At 74.0% G+C, this 18858-nt stretch carries 19 protein-coding genes; 11 read left to right on the top strand and 8 right to left on the bottom strand.

All coding sequences use genetic code 11. From position 1 onward, the window contains the following. Window positions 1-12: 12 nt before the first annotated feature. The gene (gene gltX / locus AB0I42_RS33865; protein WP_357543837.1) at window positions 13-1422 is read left to right on the top strand and encodes a glutamate--tRNA ligase; all 1410 of its coding nucleotides are present in this window, start codon (window positions 13-15) and stop codon (window positions 1420-1422) included. A gap of 63 nt (window positions 1423-1485) precedes the next feature. Here the strand turns inward: gltX and AB0I42_RS33860 are convergent, their stop codons facing one another. Next, window positions 1486-2046 carry a copper resistance CopC family protein gene (locus AB0I42_RS33860; protein ID WP_357543836.1) on the bottom strand — a complete coding sequence of 187 codons (561 nt, stop codon included), beginning with the start codon at window positions 2044-2046 and terminating at the stop codon, window positions 1486-1488. A 263-nt stretch (window positions 2047-2309) separates the two neighbouring features. Here AB0I42_RS33860 and AB0I42_RS33855 point away from each other — a divergent pair, with 263 nt between their 5' ends. Further along, window positions 2310-2966 carry a hypothetical protein gene (locus AB0I42_RS33855; RefSeq protein WP_357543835.1) on the top strand — a complete coding sequence of 219 codons (657 nt, stop codon included), beginning with the start codon at window positions 2310-2312 and terminating at the stop codon, window positions 2964-2966. Between the two features lie 95 nt (window positions 2967-3061). Here the strand turns inward: AB0I42_RS33855 and AB0I42_RS33850 are convergent, their stop codons facing one another. Further along, complete coding sequence (locus AB0I42_RS33850; RefSeq protein WP_357543833.1) at window positions 3062-3712, bottom strand: response regulator transcription factor; 651 nt, start codon at window positions 3710-3712, stop codon at window positions 3062-3064. A gap of 14 nt (window positions 3713-3726) precedes the next feature. Beyond that, window positions 3727-5859 carry a sensor histidine kinase gene (locus AB0I42_RS33845; protein WP_357543832.1) on the bottom strand — a complete coding sequence of 711 codons (2133 nt, stop codon included), beginning with the start codon at window positions 5857-5859 and terminating at the stop codon, window positions 3727-3729. A 184-nt stretch (window positions 5860-6043) separates the two neighbouring features. Here AB0I42_RS33845 and AB0I42_RS33840 point away from each other — a divergent pair, with 184 nt between their 5' ends. Next, window positions 6044-6682: a hypothetical protein gene (locus tag AB0I42_RS33840; protein WP_357543831.1), complete on the top strand. Its 639-nt coding sequence runs from the start codon at window positions 6044-6046 to the stop codon at window positions 6680-6682. 18 nt (window positions 6683-6700) lie between these two features. Here AB0I42_RS33840 and AB0I42_RS33835 read toward each other — a convergent pair whose 3' ends face one another. Next, the gene (locus AB0I42_RS33835; RefSeq protein ID WP_357543830.1) at window positions 6701-7060 is read right to left on the bottom strand and encodes a hypothetical protein; all 360 of its coding nucleotides are present in this window, start codon (window positions 7058-7060) and stop codon (window positions 6701-6703) included. A 148-nt stretch (window positions 7061-7208) separates the two neighbouring features. Then, entirely contained in the window at window positions 7209-7748 is a 540-nt protein-coding gene (locus AB0I42_RS33830; protein WP_357543852.1) for a hypothetical protein, read from the bottom strand. Window positions 7749-7940: 192 nt separating this feature from the next. On the opposite strand from AB0I42_RS33830, the gene AB0I42_RS33825 reads away from it, so the two are divergent. Together AB0I42_RS33825 and AB0I42_RS33820 are read left to right on the top strand one after the other, a co-directional pair. Next, window positions 7941-9140, top strand: coding sequence for a histidine kinase (locus AB0I42_RS33825; RefSeq protein ID WP_357543829.1), 1200 nt, complete (start codon window positions 7941-7943; stop codon window positions 9138-9140). After that, on the top strand, window positions 9137-9784 hold the full coding sequence (locus AB0I42_RS33820) for a response regulator transcription factor (protein WP_357543828.1): 648 nt from the start codon (window positions 9137-9139) through the stop codon (window positions 9782-9784). The genes AB0I42_RS33825 and AB0I42_RS33820 overlap by 4 nt, the downstream gene beginning before the upstream one ends. Here the strand turns inward: AB0I42_RS33820 and AB0I42_RS33815 are convergent. Next, window positions 9770-10435, bottom strand: coding sequence for a phosphatase PAP2 family protein (locus AB0I42_RS33815; protein ID WP_357543827.1), 666 nt, complete (start codon window positions 10433-10435; stop codon window positions 9770-9772). The two genes, AB0I42_RS33820 and AB0I42_RS33815, sit on opposite strands and share 15 nt — an antisense overlap. 188 nt (window positions 10436-10623) lie before the next feature. Between AB0I42_RS33815 and AB0I42_RS33810 the strand changes: the two genes are divergently transcribed. The 5 genes from AB0I42_RS33810 (at window position 10624) to fabF (ending at window position 15661) form a co-directional block, all read left to right on the top strand. Next, window positions 10624-11826 (top strand): helix-turn-helix domain-containing protein, encoded by a 1203-nt coding sequence (locus AB0I42_RS33810; RefSeq protein ID WP_357543851.1) that lies wholly within the window; start codon window positions 10624-10626, stop codon window positions 11824-11826. A 157-nt stretch (window positions 11827-11983) separates the two neighbouring features. Then, window positions 11984-13153, top strand: coding sequence for an acyltransferase domain-containing protein (locus tag AB0I42_RS33805; RefSeq protein ID WP_357543826.1), 1170 nt, complete (start codon window positions 11984-11986; stop codon window positions 13151-13153). A 47-nt stretch (window positions 13154-13200) separates the two neighbouring features. Continuing rightward, entirely contained in the window at window positions 13201-14142 is a 942-nt protein-coding gene (locus AB0I42_RS33800; protein ID WP_357543825.1) for a beta-ketoacyl-ACP synthase III, read from the top strand. A 48-nt stretch (window positions 14143-14190) separates the two neighbouring features. Beyond that, window positions 14191-14433, top strand: coding sequence for an acyl carrier protein (locus AB0I42_RS33795; protein WP_357543824.1), 243 nt, complete (start codon window positions 14191-14193; stop codon window positions 14431-14433). 1 nt (window position 14434) lies between these two features. After that, a complete protein-coding gene (gene fabF, locus AB0I42_RS33790) occupies window positions 14435-15661 on the top strand; it encodes a beta-ketoacyl-ACP synthase II (protein WP_357543823.1) in 1227 nt (408 codons plus the stop codon). Window positions 15662-15794: 133 nt separating this feature from the next. On the opposite strand, the gene AB0I42_RS33785 is transcribed toward fabF, so the two are convergent. Both AB0I42_RS33785 and AB0I42_RS33780 read right to left on the bottom strand, forming a co-directional pair. Beyond that, window positions 15795-17540 carry a glycoside hydrolase family 3 protein gene (locus AB0I42_RS33785; RefSeq protein ID WP_357543822.1) on the bottom strand — a complete coding sequence of 582 codons (1746 nt, stop codon included), beginning with the start codon at window positions 17538-17540 and terminating at the stop codon, window positions 15795-15797. Between the two features lie 131 nt (window positions 17541-17671). Further along, window positions 17672-18163 carry a DUF3145 domain-containing protein gene (locus AB0I42_RS33780; protein ID WP_357543821.1) on the bottom strand — a complete coding sequence of 164 codons (492 nt, stop codon included), beginning with the start codon at window positions 18161-18163 and terminating at the stop codon, window positions 17672-17674. A gap of 255 nt (window positions 18164-18418) precedes the next feature. Between AB0I42_RS33780 and AB0I42_RS33775 the strand changes: the two genes are divergently transcribed. Further along, window positions 18419-18748, top strand: a complete 330-nt coding sequence (locus AB0I42_RS33775; protein ID WP_357543820.1) for a hypothetical protein — start codon at window positions 18419-18421, stop codon at window positions 18746-18748. Window positions 18749-18858: the final 110 nt, after the last annotated feature.

The following is an 18858-nucleotide window of genomic DNA, read 5'->3' as shown; positions in this document are numbered from 1 at the left end:
TAGGCTGGGGGTGTGACGGTACGCGTACGCTTCGCCCCTTCTCCGACTGGAATGTTCCACGTCGGCGGTGCCCGGTCGGCCCTCCAGAACTGGATCTACGCCAAGCAGCAGGGCGGCGTCTTCGTCCTGCGGATCGAGGACACCGACGCCGCCCGCAACCGGCCCGAGTGGACCGAGGGCATCCTCGACGCCCTCGACTGGATCGGCATCGAACGGGGCGGCTACGAGGGTCCGTACTTCCAGTCGGCGAACGCGGGCGAGCACCGCGCCGCCGCCGAGAAGCTGCACTCCGGCGGCCTCGCCTACTACTGCGACTGCACCCGGGAGGCGGTCCAGGCCCGCACCGGTTCGCAGTACCAGGGCTACGACGGCTTCTGCCGCGACCGGGGCCTCGGTGCCGGCGAGGGCCGGGCACTGCGGTTCCGTACGCCGGACGACGGCGCGACCCGGGTCGTCGACCTGATCCGGGGCGAGCCGACGTTCGAGAACAAGCTGATCGAGGACTTCGTGATCGCCCGCGGCGACGGGTCGGCGGTCTTCCTGCTCGCCAACGTCGTCGACGACATGACCATGGGCATCACCCACGTCATCCGGGCCGAGGAGCACCTGCCCAACACGCCGAAGCAGCAGCTGCTGTGGGAGGCGCTGGGAGCCCGCCCACCGGTCTGGGCGCATGTGCCGGTGGTGGTCAACGAGAAGCGGCAGAAGCTGTCGAAGCGCCGCGACAAGGTGGCCCTGGAGGCCTACCGCGACGAGGGCTATCTCGCCGACGCGATGCGCAACTACCTGATGCTGCTCGGCTGGGCGCCGTCCGGCGACCGGGAGATCGTGCCGTGGTCGGTGATCGAGGACGAGTTCCGGCTGGAGGAGGTCAACCCGTCCCCGGCCTTCTTCGACGAGAAGAAGCTGCGTGCCTTCAACGGCGACTACATCCGCGCCCTGCCGGTCGAGGAGTTCGTCGCCGCCTGCGACCCGTGGCTGACCGGTACGGAGTCGATCGCCGCGCCGCCGTGGCGGCCGGAGGACTTCGACCCGGTGGCGTTCGCCGCCGTCGCGCCGCTGGCCCAGACCCGGATCGCGGTGCTGAGCGAGATCGTGCCGAACGTCGACTTCCTGTTCCTGTCGACGCCCCCGACCGACGAGGCGGCGTGGGCCAAGGCGATGAAGGAGGGCGCCGCCGACCTGCTCACCGCCGCGCTGGCCGCCTTCGAGGCGCTGCCGGACTGGACGGCCGACGCGCTGAAGGCGGCGCTGGAGGAGGTCGGCGCGCAGCGCGGGCTGAAGCTCGGCAAGGCCCAGGCCCCGGTACGCGTCGCGGTCACCGGCCGTACGGTCGGCCTGCCGCTCTTCGAGTCGGTCGAGGTGCTGGGCCGGGAGCGGACCGCGGCCCGGCTGCGCGACGCGATCGCCCGGCTGGGCTGATCCGCTCCACGTAGGACACGGCGGTGGCCGCCACTGGCGGCCGCCGCCGCTGCGTTCCGGGCCTCAGGTGCGGCGGCGCCGGGCGAACCCGAAGGCGAGCAGGGCGACGACGGCGGCCAGCACGACCAGGCCGCCGATCAGCCAGGGCCAGACCGGGCCGTCCTCGTTCTCGGCCGCCGCCGGGGCGAGCGACGGGGTGGCCGACGGCGACGGGGATGCCGTGGTCGGCTCGGCGGTCGGGGTCGGCGGCACGCTGGGCGTCGCGCCGACGGAGAGCGTGAACTTGACCGACCCCTTGATCGGGTGGGTGTCGCCGGAGATCACCTCGTACGCGACGGTGTAGAGCCCGGCCGGCCCGAGGGTGAATGGCACGGTGACCCGGTTGCCGTCGAAGGTCGGCTCGCCGCCGTAGGTGGCCGCGGCGTCGGGTCCGGTCACGGTCACCTTGGTGGTGGCCGGGTCGAGCCGGGACAGGAAGCGCAGCTGCACCGTCTCCGGCGCCTTGTCGAGGGTGGCGCCGTTCTCCGGGTCGCTGCCCGTGAAGGAGTTGTGCGCGGCGGCCGGACCGGCGAGTAACAACACGCTCAGCGCACCCACGATGACGCCGAGCGTCAATGCCGTCAACCTGTGGACCCTGCCGCCCATGCCATCCTCCGCGCAGTTACGATTCGGCCGCTAACGATCGACTCAAGTTGTTGGTCGGTCGGCCATGGCAGATAGTTCCAAATAGTGTGCCAACCGGTGCAACCGAGGGACGTCGGGTGGCGTCTTTGCCTTTGAGGACGGATTTTCCGGCACCTCGCGGCACCCGCTCACCAGCCACAGCAGACAACACGTGCACCAGACCCAGCAAGACCATCCATCGATACGGGGCGAGGAGGTCGGTCGTGATCCGTGGGGTGGGCCGTCGAATCATTGTCGGGGTCGCGCTGTTCGCCGTGGGCCTGTTCGCGCTGGCCGGCGCCCCGGCGGCGCACGCCGCCCCCGAGGTGCCGCCGGCACCGACGTCGGTGACGATCAGCGGCGACGATCTCGCCGAACCGCTCGTGGTGGTCGCCGAGCAGCAGCCGGAGATCTTCACCGCGGTCATGGATCAGGTCAACTGGCTCGACCGGGCCTGGCACGCCGCCGCCCCGAAGCCCGAGACGCTCGGCCCGAAATACGTCCTGGTCGTGTCCATCGAGGACCGGGCGACGGAGACGTACGACCTCTACCCGCTGGCCGGCGGCGGCCCGCGGGCCTTCCGTCCGGCGAAGCAGCCCGACAAGCGCAAGACCGCCGAGGCGTGGTTCTTCGGCCGGCTGAGCATGCCGGAGGCGCTGCGGGTGGCCGGCGCCCCGCTGCCGGAGCAGAACGACGCGGTCAGTGCCGGGATCGGCGGTGGCGAGCGGGCGATCCCGGAGGACGCGCTGCGCCCCGGCGACGATCTCGACGAGATGTTCGCCGACCTGCGGGAGGTGCTGCTGATGAACGCCGCCGTGGTGGTGGTGATCACCCTGGGCCTGGCCGGCATCGCCCTGCTGGTCCGCCGCCGCACCAGGTGACAGGGCCGCACCAGGTGACGCAGCCGCGCAGGTACCGCCGCCGCACCAGGTGACGCGCCGCCCGGGTGCGTCGGCCCGGTAGCGGGCCCGGTCGGTCACCGACCCAGCCCGGCCTCCCGGGCCCGGACGATCGCCTGCGCCCGGTCCGCCACCTGGAGTTTGGTGAAGACGTTCGAGACGTTGTTGCGCACCGTCTTGGGTGACAGGAAGAGCCGGTCGGCGATCTGCCGGTTCGACAGGCCGCCGGCGATCAGCCCCAACACCTCCCGTTCCCTCGCGGTGAGCTGCGGAAACGGGTCGGCGTCGGCCCGGCTGGCGGTGGCCAGGGTGGCGAAGTAGCTGGTCACCCGGGCGGCCAGGGCCGGGCCGAAGATGACCTCCCCGCCGGCGACCGCGGTGATCGCCCGCAGGATCTCGTCCTGGTTGGCCCCCTTGAGCAGATAGCCGCGGGCGCCGGCGAGCATGGCGGCGAAGACGCTCTCGTCACCGTCGTGCATGGTCAGCACGAGCACGCCGGTCGCCGGCGCGTCGGCGAGCACCCGGCGGGTCGCCTCGATCCCGTCGAGCCGGGGCATCTGGAGATCCATCACCACGACGTCGGGACGCAGCTCGGCGGCCAGCTCGACCGCCTCGATCCCGTCGGCGGCGGCGCCGACGACCTCGACGGTGCCGGTGGAGGTCAGCATCATCCGCAGCCCGTCGCGGTAGACGGGGTGGTCGTCGGCCACCAGCACCCGGAGCGTCATCCCGGCTAACTCCCTCAAGCCTCAGCGGCGGCCCCGTCAGTCGGGGACCGGCCGTAAGGGATCATGGCACTGACCAGTGTGCCCTTTGCGGAACGGCGCGTCACGGTGCACGTGCCGCCGAGTTCCTCGGCCCGCTCCCGCATCGCGAGCAGCCCCACGCCGACCAGCGCGTCCGGGGCGGTGCCGCGGCCGTCGTCGGCGACCTCGACGCGCAGCGTACGGTCACCGGCCGTCAGCTCGACCGTGCAGTGGGTGGCGGCCGCGTGCCGGGACACGTTCGCCAGTGCCTCGCCGACGATCCGGTACGCGGCGACCTCGACCGCCGCCGGCAGCGCCGACAGGTCGCCCGAGGTGGTGACGGTGACGTCCAGCGGTCCGCCACGGAACCGGGCGGCCACCTGCTCGACGGCGCCGACGAGTCCGAACTGGTCCAGGGCGGGTGGCCGCAGGTCGTGCACGAGCCGGCGGACGTCACCGAGCACCGCGGTCAGGTCGCCGGCGACCTGGGTCAGGATGCCGTCGGCCCCGGCGGCGTCCCGCCGGGCCACGTTGCGGGCCGCCTCGATCTTCAGGGCGGCCGCGGCGAGCGCCGGCCCGAGCCCGTCGTGCAGGTCCCGGCGCAGCCGCCGGCGTTCCTCGGCGACCCCGGTCACCAGCGCCTCCCGGCTGCGCTGCAACTCCTCGGTGAGCGCGGTCGCCCGGGCCGCCGCGCCGGCCTGCCGTACGACGTCGGCGAGCAGCCGCTGGTCGGCGTCGGAGAGCCGGGTTCCGGGGCGGGCCAGCAGGGCCAGCCGCCCGATCGGCACGTCCCGGTAGGCGAACGGCAGCACCACCACGTCGGCGCGGGGGGTGCCGTACTCGGCGACGACCGTCCGCCCGTCGGCCCGGTCCAGTTCGACCCGGACGTACGGGGACCGGAAGGCGGTGGAGACCGTACGCGCGACGGCGAGCAGTTGCTCGTCCGGCCCGCTGGACTCCTCCAGCCGTCGGGCCAGGACGGAGACGACGTCGTACGGCTCGCCGCGGCCCCGCAGCAGCCGGGTGACCAGGCGCTGCATCCGGGCCCGCAGCGGCCCGTAGAGGACCGCGACGAAACCGGCGGCGACGACGGCCGCGACCGGGTCGTCGACGAGCGTGCCGACGCCGACGAAGACCGCGATGTCGACGGCGACGATGACGGCGGCGAGCGGGCCGTAGAGCAGGGTCCAGCCGAGCAGCGCGTCGACGTCGTAGAGCCGGTAGCGGGTCACCGCCACCGCGACCGCGGCGCTGACGGCGACCATGGAGAGCGCGAACATCGCGCTGCCGATGAACTGGCCGCCGAGGACGAACGCGACCGGCAGCAGCGGCAGGCTCAGGCTGCCGGCGAGCAGCATCCACCGCAACTGGGCCCGGCGCTCGGGGTCCGAGCGGCCGAACCGCCGGGCGAAGGCGGCGACCGGTACGACCAGGCTGACCAGGAGCGAGGCCGGGATGAGGTATTGGGCGGACGCCCAGAACCCGGCCGGCAGCGGCGGCGTGACGGGGTCGAGGGACACCCCGGCCAGGCCGGGCGGGACGGGTTCGCCGCCGGAGACGAGGTCCCACGGCACGGTGAGCATCAGCAGCACGGCCGTGCCGGTGCCGGCCAGCGACAGCGCCGCCGGCAGCCGCCAGCGCGGCGACGGCAGCCGCCCGTCGGGAAAGAAGAGCAGGACCAGCGGTACGACCAGATTGATCATCGGCCCGAAGCGGGCGCCGACGTACACCGCCGGGCCGGTCAGCGGCAGCCCGCCGTCGTGGGCGAGGACGGACAGGGCCGCGTACGTCGCGGCGAAGCCGTCCAGGCAGGCGATCAGCCCGCCGCCGGTGAGGATCCAGGTCATCCGGTGCCGGGGCACCCGGGCCGCGATCAGCGCACCGGACAGCGCGAACGCCAGTCCGGGCAGGGTGGACGACCAGGCGGTGAAGTCCAGCGGGCCGGGCCGGGGCAGGTCGGGTTCGACCAGGTCGCACCAGAAGCTGGCCACGGTCAGTACGCCGCACAGGGCGGCGAGTCCGAACACGACGTACGCCAACCGCCGGTCGGTGGCGGTCCCGGCGGTGCCCGGCCCGGCCGCCGGAAGATCCGGTGCCGCCGGTGGCCTCGCCCGTAGGTCAGCTCCCACCCGTACAGGTTGCCCGGTGTGATGTCCCGCTGTCTCGGGGGCCGGTGTCCCGTCACTCCCGGGACACGGATGCGCGCGGAGGGCCGTGACCACGGGACCGGACCGGGCCGGCGCTCCCTGGCCGCCCGGGACGGCCGGCGCGGATCGTCAGCGTCGGTAGGTAACCCGAATCGAAGGAGTCACGATGAGTGTGCACATCGAACGGGCCCGGGTCGACCCCGGCGCCCCCCGCCCGGCCGCCGACCGGCACCGGCTGGTCCCCCGGGTCCGGGCGGCCGGGATCGTCCTGACCGCCGGCGCGGTCGCCTGGGCGGTCGGCACGCTGGCCGCCGGCGACCAGATGGACCAGGACGTCCAGCCGCTGGAGAACGCCACCAGCATGATCTTCCTGTGCGGGGTGGCGGCCCTGACCCTGGTCGTGCTGGCGACCCGGGCGACCGGCCCCCGCAAGGGCCGGGCGTTCCCGATCGTCGTGCTGGCCCTGCTGGCGCCGGCGATGCTCTGGTCGGTCTTCGCGTTCGTCTATCCGGAGCAGGGGGTCGAGCCGGGTTGGATGCTGGTGCTGGACATGTGCTGGCCGCTGTCGCAGCTCAGCACGATCGTGATGGGTGCCGCCGTCGCCAGGGTGGGCCGCTGGACCGGCTTCCTGCGCTGGCACCTGCTGCTTGCCGCGCTGTGGCTGCCGGTCATGATCCCGTTCAAGAACCTCGCCGGGACGGTGGCGTTCACCTTCGCGAGCGCGATCTGGCTGGTGGCGACGTACGGGACGCTCGGGCTGCGGCTGGCCCTGCGACCGGCCGACACCCTGGGGGTACGGGACTGACGGGGCGGCGGGCGCCGGTCAGCACCACCGGCGCGGGGGCCGCTGCCGGCGGTTCTTGCGCCGGGTCGGGCGGACGGCGCCGTGCCGGTGGGCGCCGGCCCAGCCGTGCAGGTCGGTCCGGCAGGTGCTGGGCAGGGTGCCGCGGGGCAGGACGGTCGAGCCGTCGGGCTGCCGGTCGGGGACGGGATCGGTGTCGGCGTCTTCGTCGGCTTCGATGTCGTCGTCGTCGAGGACCGGCGGGCCGAGTTGGTGGGGGCCGACCCCGCACACCCAGCGGCCCGCCCCGGCCCCGCCGGGCGCGGCTTCCGCCTCCGGGGGGTCGACCGGCCGGGAGACCTCTTCGTCGGCGCAACCGTTTCCGGCCTCCCCTTGCGCCATCTCGATCTCCTCACCAAACCCCGCGCGTCCTCGTGGGACGCGGCCGTCCATACCGGGCCCACGCTGCCGGTTGTGGCGCGAGCCCGACCGGCATCGGCCGGTCCCTGGACGCTACTAGAAGTCGGTGACATCGAGACTGAGGCGAAACTCACTCAGCGGCTGATCGATGGGAAATCGTTGTCCAGACCGGGTAGGCGAGCAGCCAGATCACGATTACGGCGGTGAGGCGGGCCACCCAGGCAGCCAGTTCCCCGGTCCGGGCGCCGTCGCCGACGAGCAGGATGCCGCCGCCGAGCAGGGCACAGGCGATCACCCAGGCCAACACAGCCTTGCCCCATTCGCGCCATTCGTACCTGACCCGCGCCGACCCGCCCTTCGGCGGCTTCCACGGCGGCGGGCCACCGGCGAACCGGTGCGCGAACCGCTGGTCGGCCCAGCGCACCATCGAGTGCCCGAAGGCGACCGAGAACCCGAGGTACGCCGCGGCCAGCCCGTGGACGAAGGTCGCCGTGGCCCCACCCCGCAGGTCGATCACGGTCGCCACCAGCAGCACCACGTCGACCAGCGGTACGCAGACCAGCAGCGCCGCCCCGAGCCGGCGCATCCGCAACAGGTAGCGGGCCACCAGCCCGGCACCCAGCACCACCCAGAAGCCGATCTCGCACGCCACGATCACCGCGAGCACCACAGCCGCCACCCCTCCCCGAACCGTCCGGCCGGTTTCCAGCGTCGTGGACGGCCGGGCGATGGACGTCAGCACTGGCGGCGAGATGTGGGTACATCGAAGGGGGGAGGCGTACATCCTTCGACGGACGCCGCCGCCACCCGCGTCGTCGGCGGGGCGGAGCCGACGGCGCACCGGCTGTGATGTGATCGGACGGTGACCGGACTGCTCGCCGCGGGGCGCGGGACGCTGGGGCGGGACCTCGCGCTGGCCGGCCTGTACCTGGTCGGCGGCCTGCTGATCGTGGCCACCGGCGCCTACCGGGAGATCCGGCCGGCCCCCGACGAGGTGCGGTTCATGTTCTCGGTGACGCTGGCGGTGACCTGCGCCGGGGTCGCGTTACGTCGGGTGGCGCCACGGGCCGGCCTGGCGGTGGGCACCGCCGGCACGGTCGCCGACGTGCTCCTCGGCGTGTCGCTGGCCACCATCCTGGTCTACACCCAGGTGCTCTACGACGCCGTCGTCTACGGACCACCACGGCTGTGGCGCTGGCTGCTGTGGATCACCAGCGGACTGGCGGTGGGGCTCGCCGTCGCCGGTCTGGTCGTGGTCGGTTCCTGGACCGGGGTCGCCGCCGGCATCCCGATCGTGCTGGCCGGCACCCTGCCGGTGCTGACCGGGCTGACCGTACGGCAGTACCGCGACCAGGCCGCCGCCGAACGCGACCGGGCCGAGAAGGCCGCCCGGCTCGCCGAACTCGACCGCCGCCAGGCGATCACCGCCGAACGCACCCGGATGGCCCGGGAACTGCACGACGTGGTCGCCAACCATCTCAGCGCGGTCGCCATCCACTCCACGGCCGTGCTGTCCGTACCCGGGCTGGAACGGCCCCAGGTCGAGCAGGCCCTACAGGTGATCAGGGAGAACAGTGTGCAGGGGCTGGCCGAGATGCGACGGATGATCGACCTGCTGCGGGAACCGGCCGCCGCCGGGCCGGAGACGGCGGCGCTGTCCCGAACCGTCGAGCCGGGGCTGGCCGGGGTGGACCGGCTGGTCGCGCAGGCGCGTGGCGCCGGGCTGGACGTACACCTGGAGACCACCGGGACGGTCCGGCCACTGCCCGCCAACGTCGACCTGGCCGCGTACCGGATCGTGCAGGAGTCGCTGACCAACGCGCTGAAGCACGGTGCCGGCCGGGCCGAGGTGACGGTCGGCTACGACCCCGGCCTGGTCCGGCTGGTGGTCAGCAATCCGCTGCCCGAGGTGGCCGGCCGGGGTGCGGCGCTGGGCGCCGGGGCCGGGCTGGTGGGCATGCGCGAACGCGCCGAACTGCTGCGCGGGCGCCTCGACGCCGGCCGGCACGGCCCGTCCTGGCTGGTCCGCGCCGAGCTGCCGACCGGTGGGGAGACGGCGTGACGATCCGCCTGGTGGTCGCCGACGACCAGCCCGCCGTACGCGCCGGCCTGGTCCTGATCCTCGACGCGGCACCCGACATCACGGTGGTCGGCGAGGCCGCCGACGGCGCGGAGGCGGTCGAGCTGTGCCGGGCCGTACGCCCCGACGTGGCCCTGCTCGACCTGCGGATGCCCGGCCGGGACGGGCTCTGGGCGACGGCCGAGATCGTCGGGGCCGGGCTGGCCGACGTGCTCGTGCTCACCACGTTCGACCTCGACGAGTACGTCTACGGCGCGCTGCGGGCCGGTGCCAGCGGCTTCCTGCTGAAGAACACCGACGCCGCCGGGCTGGTCGAGTCGGTGCGTACGGTGGCCCGGGGCGAGGGCGTCCTCGCCCCGGCGGTGACCCGGCGGCTGATCACCGCCTTCGCCGCGACCGGGGGCGCGCCGGCGGACCGGCGGGTGCTGGCCGGGCTGACCGCGCGGGAGATCGACGTGCTGGCCTGCCTCGGCCTGGGCCTGTCGAACCAGCAGGTCGCCGAGCGGCTGGCGATGGCGGAGAGCACCACGAAGACCCACGTCAGCCGGATCCTGACCAAGCTCGGCCTGCGCAGCCGGGTGCAGGCCGCGATCCTCGCCCAGGAGCTGCGCCTACCGGCTCCCTGAGCGGACCTCCCGGCCGGTGCCGCGGGCCGCTGCCGGCCGGCCGGCGACGGCCGCCCGCGCGAGCAGCGGCACCACGCCGAGGGCGAGCAGCCAGCCGCCGAGCACGTCGGCGGGCCAGTGGGCGAGCAGGACGAGCCGGGTGATGCCGACGTACAGGGCGAACGTCACCGCCAGCAGCACCGTCACGGTCCGCGCGGTCCGCCCCTGCCGGGGCCAGAGCAGCAGTACGGCGGCGAGCGCGGCCGCCGCCGCGTTGCTGGTGTGCCCGCTCGGGAAGCCGTTGCTGTCGATCTCCACGAAGGCGTCCGGCGGGCGCGGGTGGTGCAGCAGCCAGTGCATCAGGGCCCACAGCACCGGCACGACGACGGTGACGGCGGCGCAGAAGACGGCGCGTACCCGGTCCCGGCGTACCGCGAGGACGACGGTGACCACGACGCCGGCGGCCAGGTACGACAACGTGGCGGCGACGTCGGTCGCCACCCGCACCACCGCGACCAGGTCGGGGTTGCCGGCCCCGTGGCGGCGCAGCGCGTCGGCGACCGCGGTGTCGAGGTCGTCGAGCGGCGCCCACCCGCCGGTCACCAGCGCCAGCAGGACGGTGAACGCGGCCAGCGCGAGCAGCGGCACGGCCGGGTGCGGGCGGGCGATCATCCCAGCATCGTGACACGCGCCCGCGTTTCCGGCGGCGCGGCGCCGCATGGCAGGCTGGGGCGGTGGTGACCGAGGGTGCCGGGGCGGCGCGGGCGAAGCGCCGTACGCCCGGCCGGGCGCCGGGTGGGGAGGCCGCCCGGGCGAAGGTGCCGGGCGCGGAGCCCGGACCGGCCACCGGCGCGGACCAGGTGCCGGGCGATCTGGCCGGCGGTGAGCTGGCCGACACCCTGCGCCGGATCGAGCGGTCGGCGGGCGCGCTGGCGACGGCGAGCGTGTCCCGGATGGACGAGACCCTGCCCTGGTTCCGGGAGCTGCCGGCCGACCAGCGGGCCTGGGTGATGCTGGTCGCGCAGACCGGGGTGCGGTCGCTCGTGGAGTGGCTGCGCCAGGGCGGCGCGGCGCTGGGCAGCCCGACCGAGGTGTCCGACGAGGTGTTCGCGGCGGCGCCGCTGGCCCTGGCCCGGTCGATCAGCCTGCAACAGACCGTCGCGCTGATCAAGGTGATGATCGACGTGGTGGAGGAGCAGGTGCCGCACCTGGCCGCCAGCGGCGAGGAGCGGTTGCTGCGGGAGGCGGTGCTGAAGTTCTCCCGCGAGATCGCGTTCGCCGCCGCCCGGGTCTACGCGCGGGCCGCCGAGTCACGGACCGCCTGGGATGCCCGGTTGCAGGCGCTGCTGGTCGACGCGCTGCTGCGGGGCGACTCCGCGGACGTGCTGGCCAGCCGGGCGGCTGCCCTGGGGTGGGGGGACGCGCAGCCGGTCGCGGTGGCGGTGGGCCGGTCGCCGGGCGGCGAGGTGGCGGCGGTGCTGCACACCATCTACCGGGCGGCCCGCCGGATCGGCGTGGAGATCATCGGCGGGGTGCACGGTGACCGGCTGGTGGTCGTGCTCGGCGGGGCGGCGGACCCGATGGCGGCCGCGACGAAGATGCTGGCCGGGTTCGGCGGCGGGCCGGTGGTGGTGGGACCGGCGGTGCCGCGCCTGGAGGAGGCGACCGACTCGGCGCGGGCGGCGCTCGCCGGGTTCCGGGCGGCGCCGGCGTGGCCGGCGGCACCGCGCCCGGTGGCCGCCGTGGAACTGCTGCCCGAACGTGCGCTGGCCGGCGACGGCGAGGCCCGGCGGACCCTGCGCCAGGACGTGTACGCGCCACTGGTCCGCGCCGGTGGCGAGCTGATGGAGACGCTGGACGCGTTCTTCGCCGCCGGTGGGGTGCTGGAGAGCGCCGCCCGCGCGCTGTTCGTGCACCCGAACACGGTCCGCTACCGGCTGCGGCGGGTGGGTGACGTGACCGGGTTCTCACCGCTGTCGGCCCGGGACACGTTCACCCTGCGGGTGGCCCTCACGATCGGCCGGCTGGACCCGGCACCGCCGGTCGTGTCCCCCGCCGGCTGACGACGCCGCCCGCCTGACCGGTACGCATATTTACGGCAAACCGCCCATAAAGCATCGCCGCCCCGTCGATTGTTGTAGACATCCCACAAAGGTCGTAGTGCGGATTGGTCGGTCGCGGCAACCACGTGACCCGCTGGTATCCAGGAGAGTCTTAGACGTGCTCGCCGTAATCGCTCCCGGCCAAGGCTCCCAGAAGCCCGGCTTCCTCACCCCGTGGCTCGAGCTGCCCGGCGCCGAGTCGCGGCTGCGGTGGTGGTCCGCCCTGGCCGGCGTCGACCTCGTACACCTCGGCACCGAGGCGGACGCCGACGAGATCAAGGACACCGCCCGCACCCAGCCGCTGCTGGTCGCCGCCGCCCTGCTCGCCGGCGAGCACCTGCCGCTGCACGACGTCGCGCTCACCGCGGGCCACAGCGTCGGCGAACTGGGCGCCGCCGCGCTCGCCGGGGTACTGCCCGCCGAGGCCGCGATCACCCTGGCCGCCGTACGCGGCCGCGAGATGGCCGCCGCCTGCGGTCTCGAACCGACCGGGATGGCCGCCGTGCTCGGCGGCGAGCCGGCCGAGGTGCTCGCCGCGATCGAGTCGTACGGCCTGCACGCCGCCAACCACAACGGCGCCGGCCAGATCGTCGCCGCCGGGGCGGCCGAGAAGCTGGCGAAGTTCACCGCCGAGAAGCCGGCCGGGGCCCGGGTGATGCCACTGCAGGTGGCCGGCGCGTTCCACACCCCCTACATGGCGACCGCCGAACGGGCGCTCGGCGTGGTCGCCGCCGGTATCACGCCGGCCGACCCGGCCCGGATCCTGCTCTCCAACGTCGACGGCGCCCCCGTGCCCCACGGCCGGGAGATGTTGCAGCGCCTGGTCCGCCAGGTCACCGCGCCGGTGCGCTGGGACCTGTGCATGCGTACGCTGGTCGACCTCGGCGTGACCGCGGTGATCGAACTGCCCCCGGCCGGCGCGCTGACCAACCTGATCAAGCGGGAGCTGAAGGACTCGGGCCTGCCCGAGCTCGTCACCCTCCGGACACCTGACGACCTGCCGGCGGCCCGGGACCTGATCGCCCGGCACGGCACGGCCCCGAGCCACGAACCGGCCTCCCGGTTCCGGGTCGTGGTCTCCCCCGGCGCCGGAACATTCGAGCCGGCCCCCCGACTCACCGAGGGCGACAGCATCGGCGCTGGCGAACTCATCGGCCACATCGCGACCCGGCAGGGTCCGGTCGACGTGGCGGCGCACGGCTCCGGCGTACTCACCGAATGGCTGGCCGCCCACAACGACCCGGTCGCGCCCGGCCAGCCCCTCGCCCGCCTCGGCGGGCACCTGTGAGCGCCCCGTACGCCCGGATCTCCGGCGCGAAGGAGAGGTAGCCAAGCATGGGATCACGCATCGTCTCCCTCGGGCACTACCAGCCGTCCCGGGTACTGACAAACGACGACCTGGCCCGGATGGTCGACACCAACGACGAGTGGATCCGCGACCGGGTCGGCATCGTCACCCGGCGCATCGCCGACGGTGAGTCGGTCGCCGACATGGCGACCGCCGCCGCCGGCAAGGCGCTGGCCAACTCGGGCCTCAGCGCCGCCGACATCGACCTCGTCGTGGTGGCCACCTGCACCGCGATCGACCGCAGCCCCAACGTCGCCTGCCGGGTCGCCGCCCGGCTCGGCATCAGCGCCCCGGGCGCGTACGACATCAACACCGCCTGTTCCGGCTTCTCCTACGCGCTGGCCACCGTCGACCACGCGCTGAGCGCCGGGGCGGCCCGCAACGCGATCGTGATCGGGGCCGAGAAGCTGTCCGACATGGTCGACTGGACCGACCGCTCGACCTGCATCATCTTCGGCGACGCCGCGGGCGCGGCCGTGGTCAGCGCCACCGGCCCGGACGAGCCGTCGAGGATCGGCCCGGTCGTGTGGGGCTCGGTGCCGGAGAAGAGCGACGCCGTACGCATCGAGGGCTGGCGGCCGTACATCCAGCAGGAGGGTCAGGCGGTCTTCCGCTGGGCGACCACGGCGCTGGCCCCGATGGCCCTCAAGGCGTGCGAGCGGGCCGGGGTGGCCCCCGAGGAGATCGCCGCGTTCGTGCCGCACCAGGCCAACGCCCGGATCATCGAGGGCATCGCCAAGCGGCTCGGGATGCCGCAGGCCCTGATCGCCAAGGACATCGTGGAGTCCGGCAACACCTCCGCGGCCAGCGTGCCGCTGGCCCTGTCGAAGCTGGTCGAGCGCCGGGAGGTGCCCTCGGGCGCCCCGGTCCTGCTCTTCGGGTTCGGCGGCGGCCTCACCTACGCCGGGCAGGTCGTCCGCTGTCCGTAGCGGCACCTGACCGGGAACGACCCACCCATCGAGAGGAAGACACCGAAGATGCCCACCCGTGACGAAATCACCGCCGGTCTCGCCGAGATCCTCGAAGAGGTCGCCGGCGTGAACCCGGACGACGTGACCGCGGAAAAGTCGTTCACCGACGACCTGGACGTCGACTCGCTGTCCATGGTCGAGGTCGTCGTCGCCGCCGAGGAGAAGTTCGGCGTCAAGATCCCCGACAACGAGGTGCAGAACCTCAAGACCGTGGGTGACGCGGTCGCGTACATCGAGGCGCAGTCCTGACATGAGTCGTACCGACGTCGTCGTCACCGGGCTGGGCGCGACGACCCCGCTGGGCGGGGACGTCGCGTCGACCTGGGAGGCCATGCTCGCCGGCCGCTCCGGGGTGGGCGCGCTCACCCAGGAGTGGGCCGCCCAACTCCCGGTCCGCATCGCGGCCGAACTCGCCGTCGACCCGGCCGAGGTCCTCGACCGGGTCCGGCTCCGCCGGCTCGACCGGTCCGAGGCGATCGCGCTGATCGCCGCGCACCAGGCGTGGGCCGACGCCGGACTGGTCGACTCGGGTCTCGACCCCGAGCGGCTGGCGGTGAGTGTCGGATCCGGGATCGGCGGGGCGCAGACCCTGCTCGCCCAGGACGACATCCTGGAGGCCTCCGGTCCGCGACGGGTGTCCCCGCACACCATTCCGATGCTGATGCCCAACGGACCGGCCGCCTGGGTCGGTCTCGAACTGGGTGCCAAGGCCGGGGTGCACTCGGTCGCCAGCGCCTGCGCGACCGGCGCGGAGGCGGTCGCGCTCGGCCTGGACCTGATCCGGGCCGGCCGGGCCGACGTGGTGCTGGCCGGTGGCACCGAGGCCGTCATCCACCCGATGCCGATCGCCGGGTTCGCCTCGATGCGGGCCATGTCGACCCGCAACGACGACCCGGAACGCGCCTCCCGGCCGTGGGACAAGGCCCGGGACGGCTTCGTCCTCGGTGAGGGCGCCGGTGCGCTCGTACTCGAACGGGCCGACCACGCCGCCGCCCGCGGCGCCCGCGTCTACGCCCGGCTGGCCGGCTCCGGCATCACGTCGGACGGCTACGACATCGTGCAGCCGGACCCGGCGGGTTCGGGCGCGGTACGGGCGATCACGAAGGCGCTGGCCGACTCCGGTGTCGCGAAGAGCGACATCGTGCACGTCAACGCCCACGCCACCTCGACGCCGGTCGGGGACATGGCCGAGATCGCCGCGCTGCGGCTCGCGCTGGGCGACCACCCGGTGCTGACCGCCACCAAGTCGATGTCCGGCCACCTCCTCGGTGCCGCCGGCGCGCTGGAGTCGATCGCCACCATCCTGGCCATCCGCGACAGCATCGTCCCGCCGACGATCAACCTCGACGACCCGGACGACGGCCTCAGCCTCGACGTGGCCGCGAACAAGGCCCGCCACCTGGACATCCCGGCCGCCCTGAACAACTCGTTCGGCTTCGGCGGCCACAACGTGGCCCTGGTCTTCACCCGGGTCTGAGACCCACCCAGCTCCACCCCAAGATCCGCGTGATCAGGGAGTACGTCCCGCGTGTCGCCGGCGCGCCGCGGTGACCAGCCCCTGATCACGCGGATCTTGGCGTTTCCCCGGCGCCCCGCGGTAGGCGGCCCGGCTACCGGCAGGACGTGCGGGGCAGCCCGGCGACCTCGACCGGCGAGCGGCCCGGGCTGCCCGCCTTGCCGGCCAGCACCCGCGCCAGCGCGGTCATCGACAGCCGGCTCGACGAGTACGTCGCGATCAGCACCCCGGACTTCGCCTTGCCGAGCAGGTACGGCGTGTCCATGCCGACCGTGACGTCGGCGTCGGCCCGCAGGTCGCCGGTCCCGTCGCCGTACCCGACGAGGTGCACGACGGTGCCTCCGCTGTCGACGACCTTGACGCCGTTGGCCCGCAGCGCCTCGGTGAGCGCGGCGCGGGTGCTGTCCCGGCCGCCCGACGACGAGACGGTGATCGGCCCGCGTACGGGCGGGGTGGCGCAGGCGCCGCGCAGTTGGGTGATCGCGGCGGCGCTGAGCTTGCCGACCGCCTCGGCGTGCGCGGTGCCGCCGACGGTCGACATCTCGGGCCGGGCCTGCCCGGCGAGGCGGAACTTCAGGGTGAGCACCCGGGTGGCCGCCTCGACCAGCCGCTCCCGGGGCAGCGAGCCGTCACGCAGGGCGGCGAGCAGCCCGGCGTGGGCGGCAGCCACGTCCGGCGGCATCAGCAGCAGGTCGTTGCCGGCGTTGATCGCCCGGACGGCGGCCTCGCCGGCCGGCCACTTCTGGGCCGGTGCCATGTTCATGCCGTCGGTGACGACCACGCCGGTGAAGCCGAGTTCGCCGCGGAGCAGGTCGGTCAGCACCTTGCGGGAGAAGGTGGCCGCGGTGCCCGGGTCGATCGACCGCACGTCGAGGTGGCCGGACATCACCAGCCAGGCGCCGGCGTCGATCCCGGCCCTGAACGGCGGCAGGTCGTCGGCGTCGAGCGCGGCCCGGTCCTGGTTCAGCGCCGGCAGGTCGGTGTGCGAGTCGGCGGCGGTGTGGCCGTGCCCGGGAAAGTGCTTGAGGGTCGCCGCGACGCCCGCGCGCTGCAGCCCGCGGACCGCGCCGCCGACCTGGACCGCCGCGGCCTTCGGGTCGGAGCCATACGACCGCGAGCCGATGACCACGCTGTCCGAGGCGCCGAGTACGTCGGCGACCGGCGCGAAGTCGACGTTGACGCCGAGGGCGGCCAGTTCGGTGCCGGCGACCTGCCAGGCGGACTCGGTCAGGCCCGCGTCGCCGGCCGCGCCGAACGCCATCGCGGTCGGCAGCTGGGTGACCCCGGTCCGGATCCGGGTGACGGCGCCGTACTCCTGGTCGGTGCCGATCAGCAGCGGTGCGGCGGGTCCGCCGGCCGGCGCCTTGCCGGCGGGCAGCCCGGCCGCCGCCTTCTGCAGCCCGGCGGTCAGGTCGTGGACCTGCTTCGGGTTCTCGACGTTGGTGGTGGGCTGGTTGCCGCCGGTGGGGTCGTCGGCGGAGAAGCCGACCAGGATCAGCCCGCCGAGACGGTACTTCTCGACCATCTGCGCCGGGGTGTCGACGCCGGCCAGCTTCTGGTTGCCGGCCGCCGAGCCGGCCGTCACCTTCGTCGCCGAGTTGCCGTACGCGTACGGCATCAGGACCTGGCCGGCGAGGTCCTCGTCACCGAGGGTGGCGACCACGGCGGCGGCCGCCAGCGCGGCGGGGTCGTCCGGTGACGGGGTCGCGGCCGGGGCGGGGGCGCTGCTGGGTGACCGCTCCGGTTCGGCGGGCGGGCCGGGGTCGGCGCCGCAGCCGGTGAGGGTCAGCGTGGTCAGGACGGTGAGCGCGACGGCGGTCCGCCACCGGGGATTCGACACGTCGCCATCCCACCAGCCGCCGACCCGGCCCGGCAAATCGGCGCATGTCGCAGGACCGGCCGGCCGGCCGCCGGGACGGGAGGTCCCGGGCGGCCGAACCGGCCGGCGCTGCCATGACAGGGAGGAAGCGGTCAGCCGACCCGGGTGAGCAGCGTCACCGGAGCCCCGTCCCCCGCGTAGCGGTAGGGCTCCAGTTCGGCGTCCCAGTGCGTGCCGAGCGCCTTCTCCAGGGCGTGCGCCAGTGCTTCCGGCGCCCGGGCGGCCGCCATGATCGCCCGGAGCCGGTCTTCGCCGAGCTGGGTGTCCCCCGCGGCGCCCATGGCGGCGCGGAAGAGTCCCCGGCCCGGTACGTACATGAACCGTTCGCCGTCGACCCCGGCGCTCGGCTCCTCGGTGATCTCGAAGCGGAGCATCGGCCACTGCCGCAGGGCAGCAGCCAACTCTGCGCCCGTCCCCGGCCGTCCGGTCCAACTGCACTCCGCCCGTCTGGCGGAGGGATCGACCGGTTGGGTCGTCCAGTGCAGGTTGACCGGCGCGGTGAGGACGCGCGCGATCGCCCACTCGACGTGTGGGCACACGGCGAGGGGGGTCGAGTGGACGTATACGACGCCACGCGTTGGCACGGTGACCTCCCGGAGAGCGAGGTGCGTCTTCCCCTACGACCTCGATCACCAGTCGGTGCTGCACACATGATGACTGGTGTGACGGATGGTGCGCCAGGGAATCGGCGAACTGGCCCTCCAAATAGCTAACCGGACGCCGGGGACGGACCGGACGGCAGGTCCGCCGGTCCCGATCGGCGCCTGAGAAACGGTTTGCGGATGCGGTAGAGTGGTGTGCCTTTCCCATGTCGTGCATGTCGTGCAAGGAGTACCTCCGTGGCGAGCAACACCTCGAAGACCGCCCGCGCATCCGTCCGCGCCGGCCAGGCCGGCCAGGGTGGCGCCCTGAGCGTGCTGGGCGAGTTCAAGTACCTGATCCCGCTCAACGGCGGCAAGTTCGCCTACGTGCGTAACCTGACCAACGGCAAGACCGCCCACCTGCGCACCGACTCCGAGGCGTTCGTCGAGGAGATCCGGGTGCTCGCCGGCGCGGGCCACGCCGCCAAGATCCGGGCCGAGATCAACTCCCTCGCCGCGTCGCACCCGGGCGACGGCTGGGACGCCACCGAGAAGCGCCTGGTCGACGCCGGCGTCTTCGAGGGCTGAGTCCTCCGCTCGAAAGACACCGAAGCGGGCCCCCCCCCGCGGGGGGGGGGCGGGTGGGGACCCACCCGCCCCCCCCCGCGGCCCGGGCCCGCGGCCGGGCGCGGCGCAGC

The sequence above is a fragment of the Polymorphospora sp. NPDC050346 genome (genome assembly GCF_040655695.1).
GTDB classification, from domain to species: Bacteria; Actinomycetota; Actinomycetes; order Mycobacteriales; family Micromonosporaceae; genus Polymorphospora; species Polymorphospora lycopeni.
Note: the sequence above shows the minus strand (reverse complement) of the source record. Positions and strands in the feature narration are given on the sequence as shown.

What these genes read in the sequence shown, in the direction of transcription:
- AB0I42_RS33850 (WP_357543833.1), bottom strand. Translation starts at nt 3,712, where the DNA reads ATGACGCTCCGGGTGCTGGTGGCCGACGACCACCCCGTCTACCGCGAC.
- AB0I42_RS33800 (WP_357543825.1), top strand. Translation starts at nt 13,201, where the DNA reads ATGGGATCACGCATCGTCTCCCTCGGGCACTACCAGCCGTCCCGGGTA.
- AB0I42_RS33835 (WP_357543830.1), bottom strand. Translation starts at nt 7,060, where the DNA reads ATGGCGCAAGGGGAGGCCGGAAACGGTTGCGCCGACGAAGAGGTCTCC.
- AB0I42_RS33815 (WP_357543827.1), bottom strand. Translation starts at nt 10,435, where the DNA reads ATGATCGCCCGCCCGCACCCGGCCGTGCCGCTGCTCGCGCTGGCCGCG.
- AB0I42_RS33795 (WP_357543824.1), top strand. Translation starts at nt 14,191, where the DNA reads ATGCCCACCCGTGACGAAATCACCGCCGGTCTCGCCGAGATCCTCGAA.
- fabF (WP_357543823.1), top strand. Translation starts at nt 14,435, where the DNA reads ATGAGTCGTACCGACGTCGTCGTCACCGGGCTGGGCGCGACGACCCCG.
- AB0I42_RS33840 (WP_357543831.1), top strand. Translation starts at nt 6,044, where the DNA reads ATGAGTGTGCACATCGAACGGGCCCGGGTCGACCCCGGCGCCCCCCGC.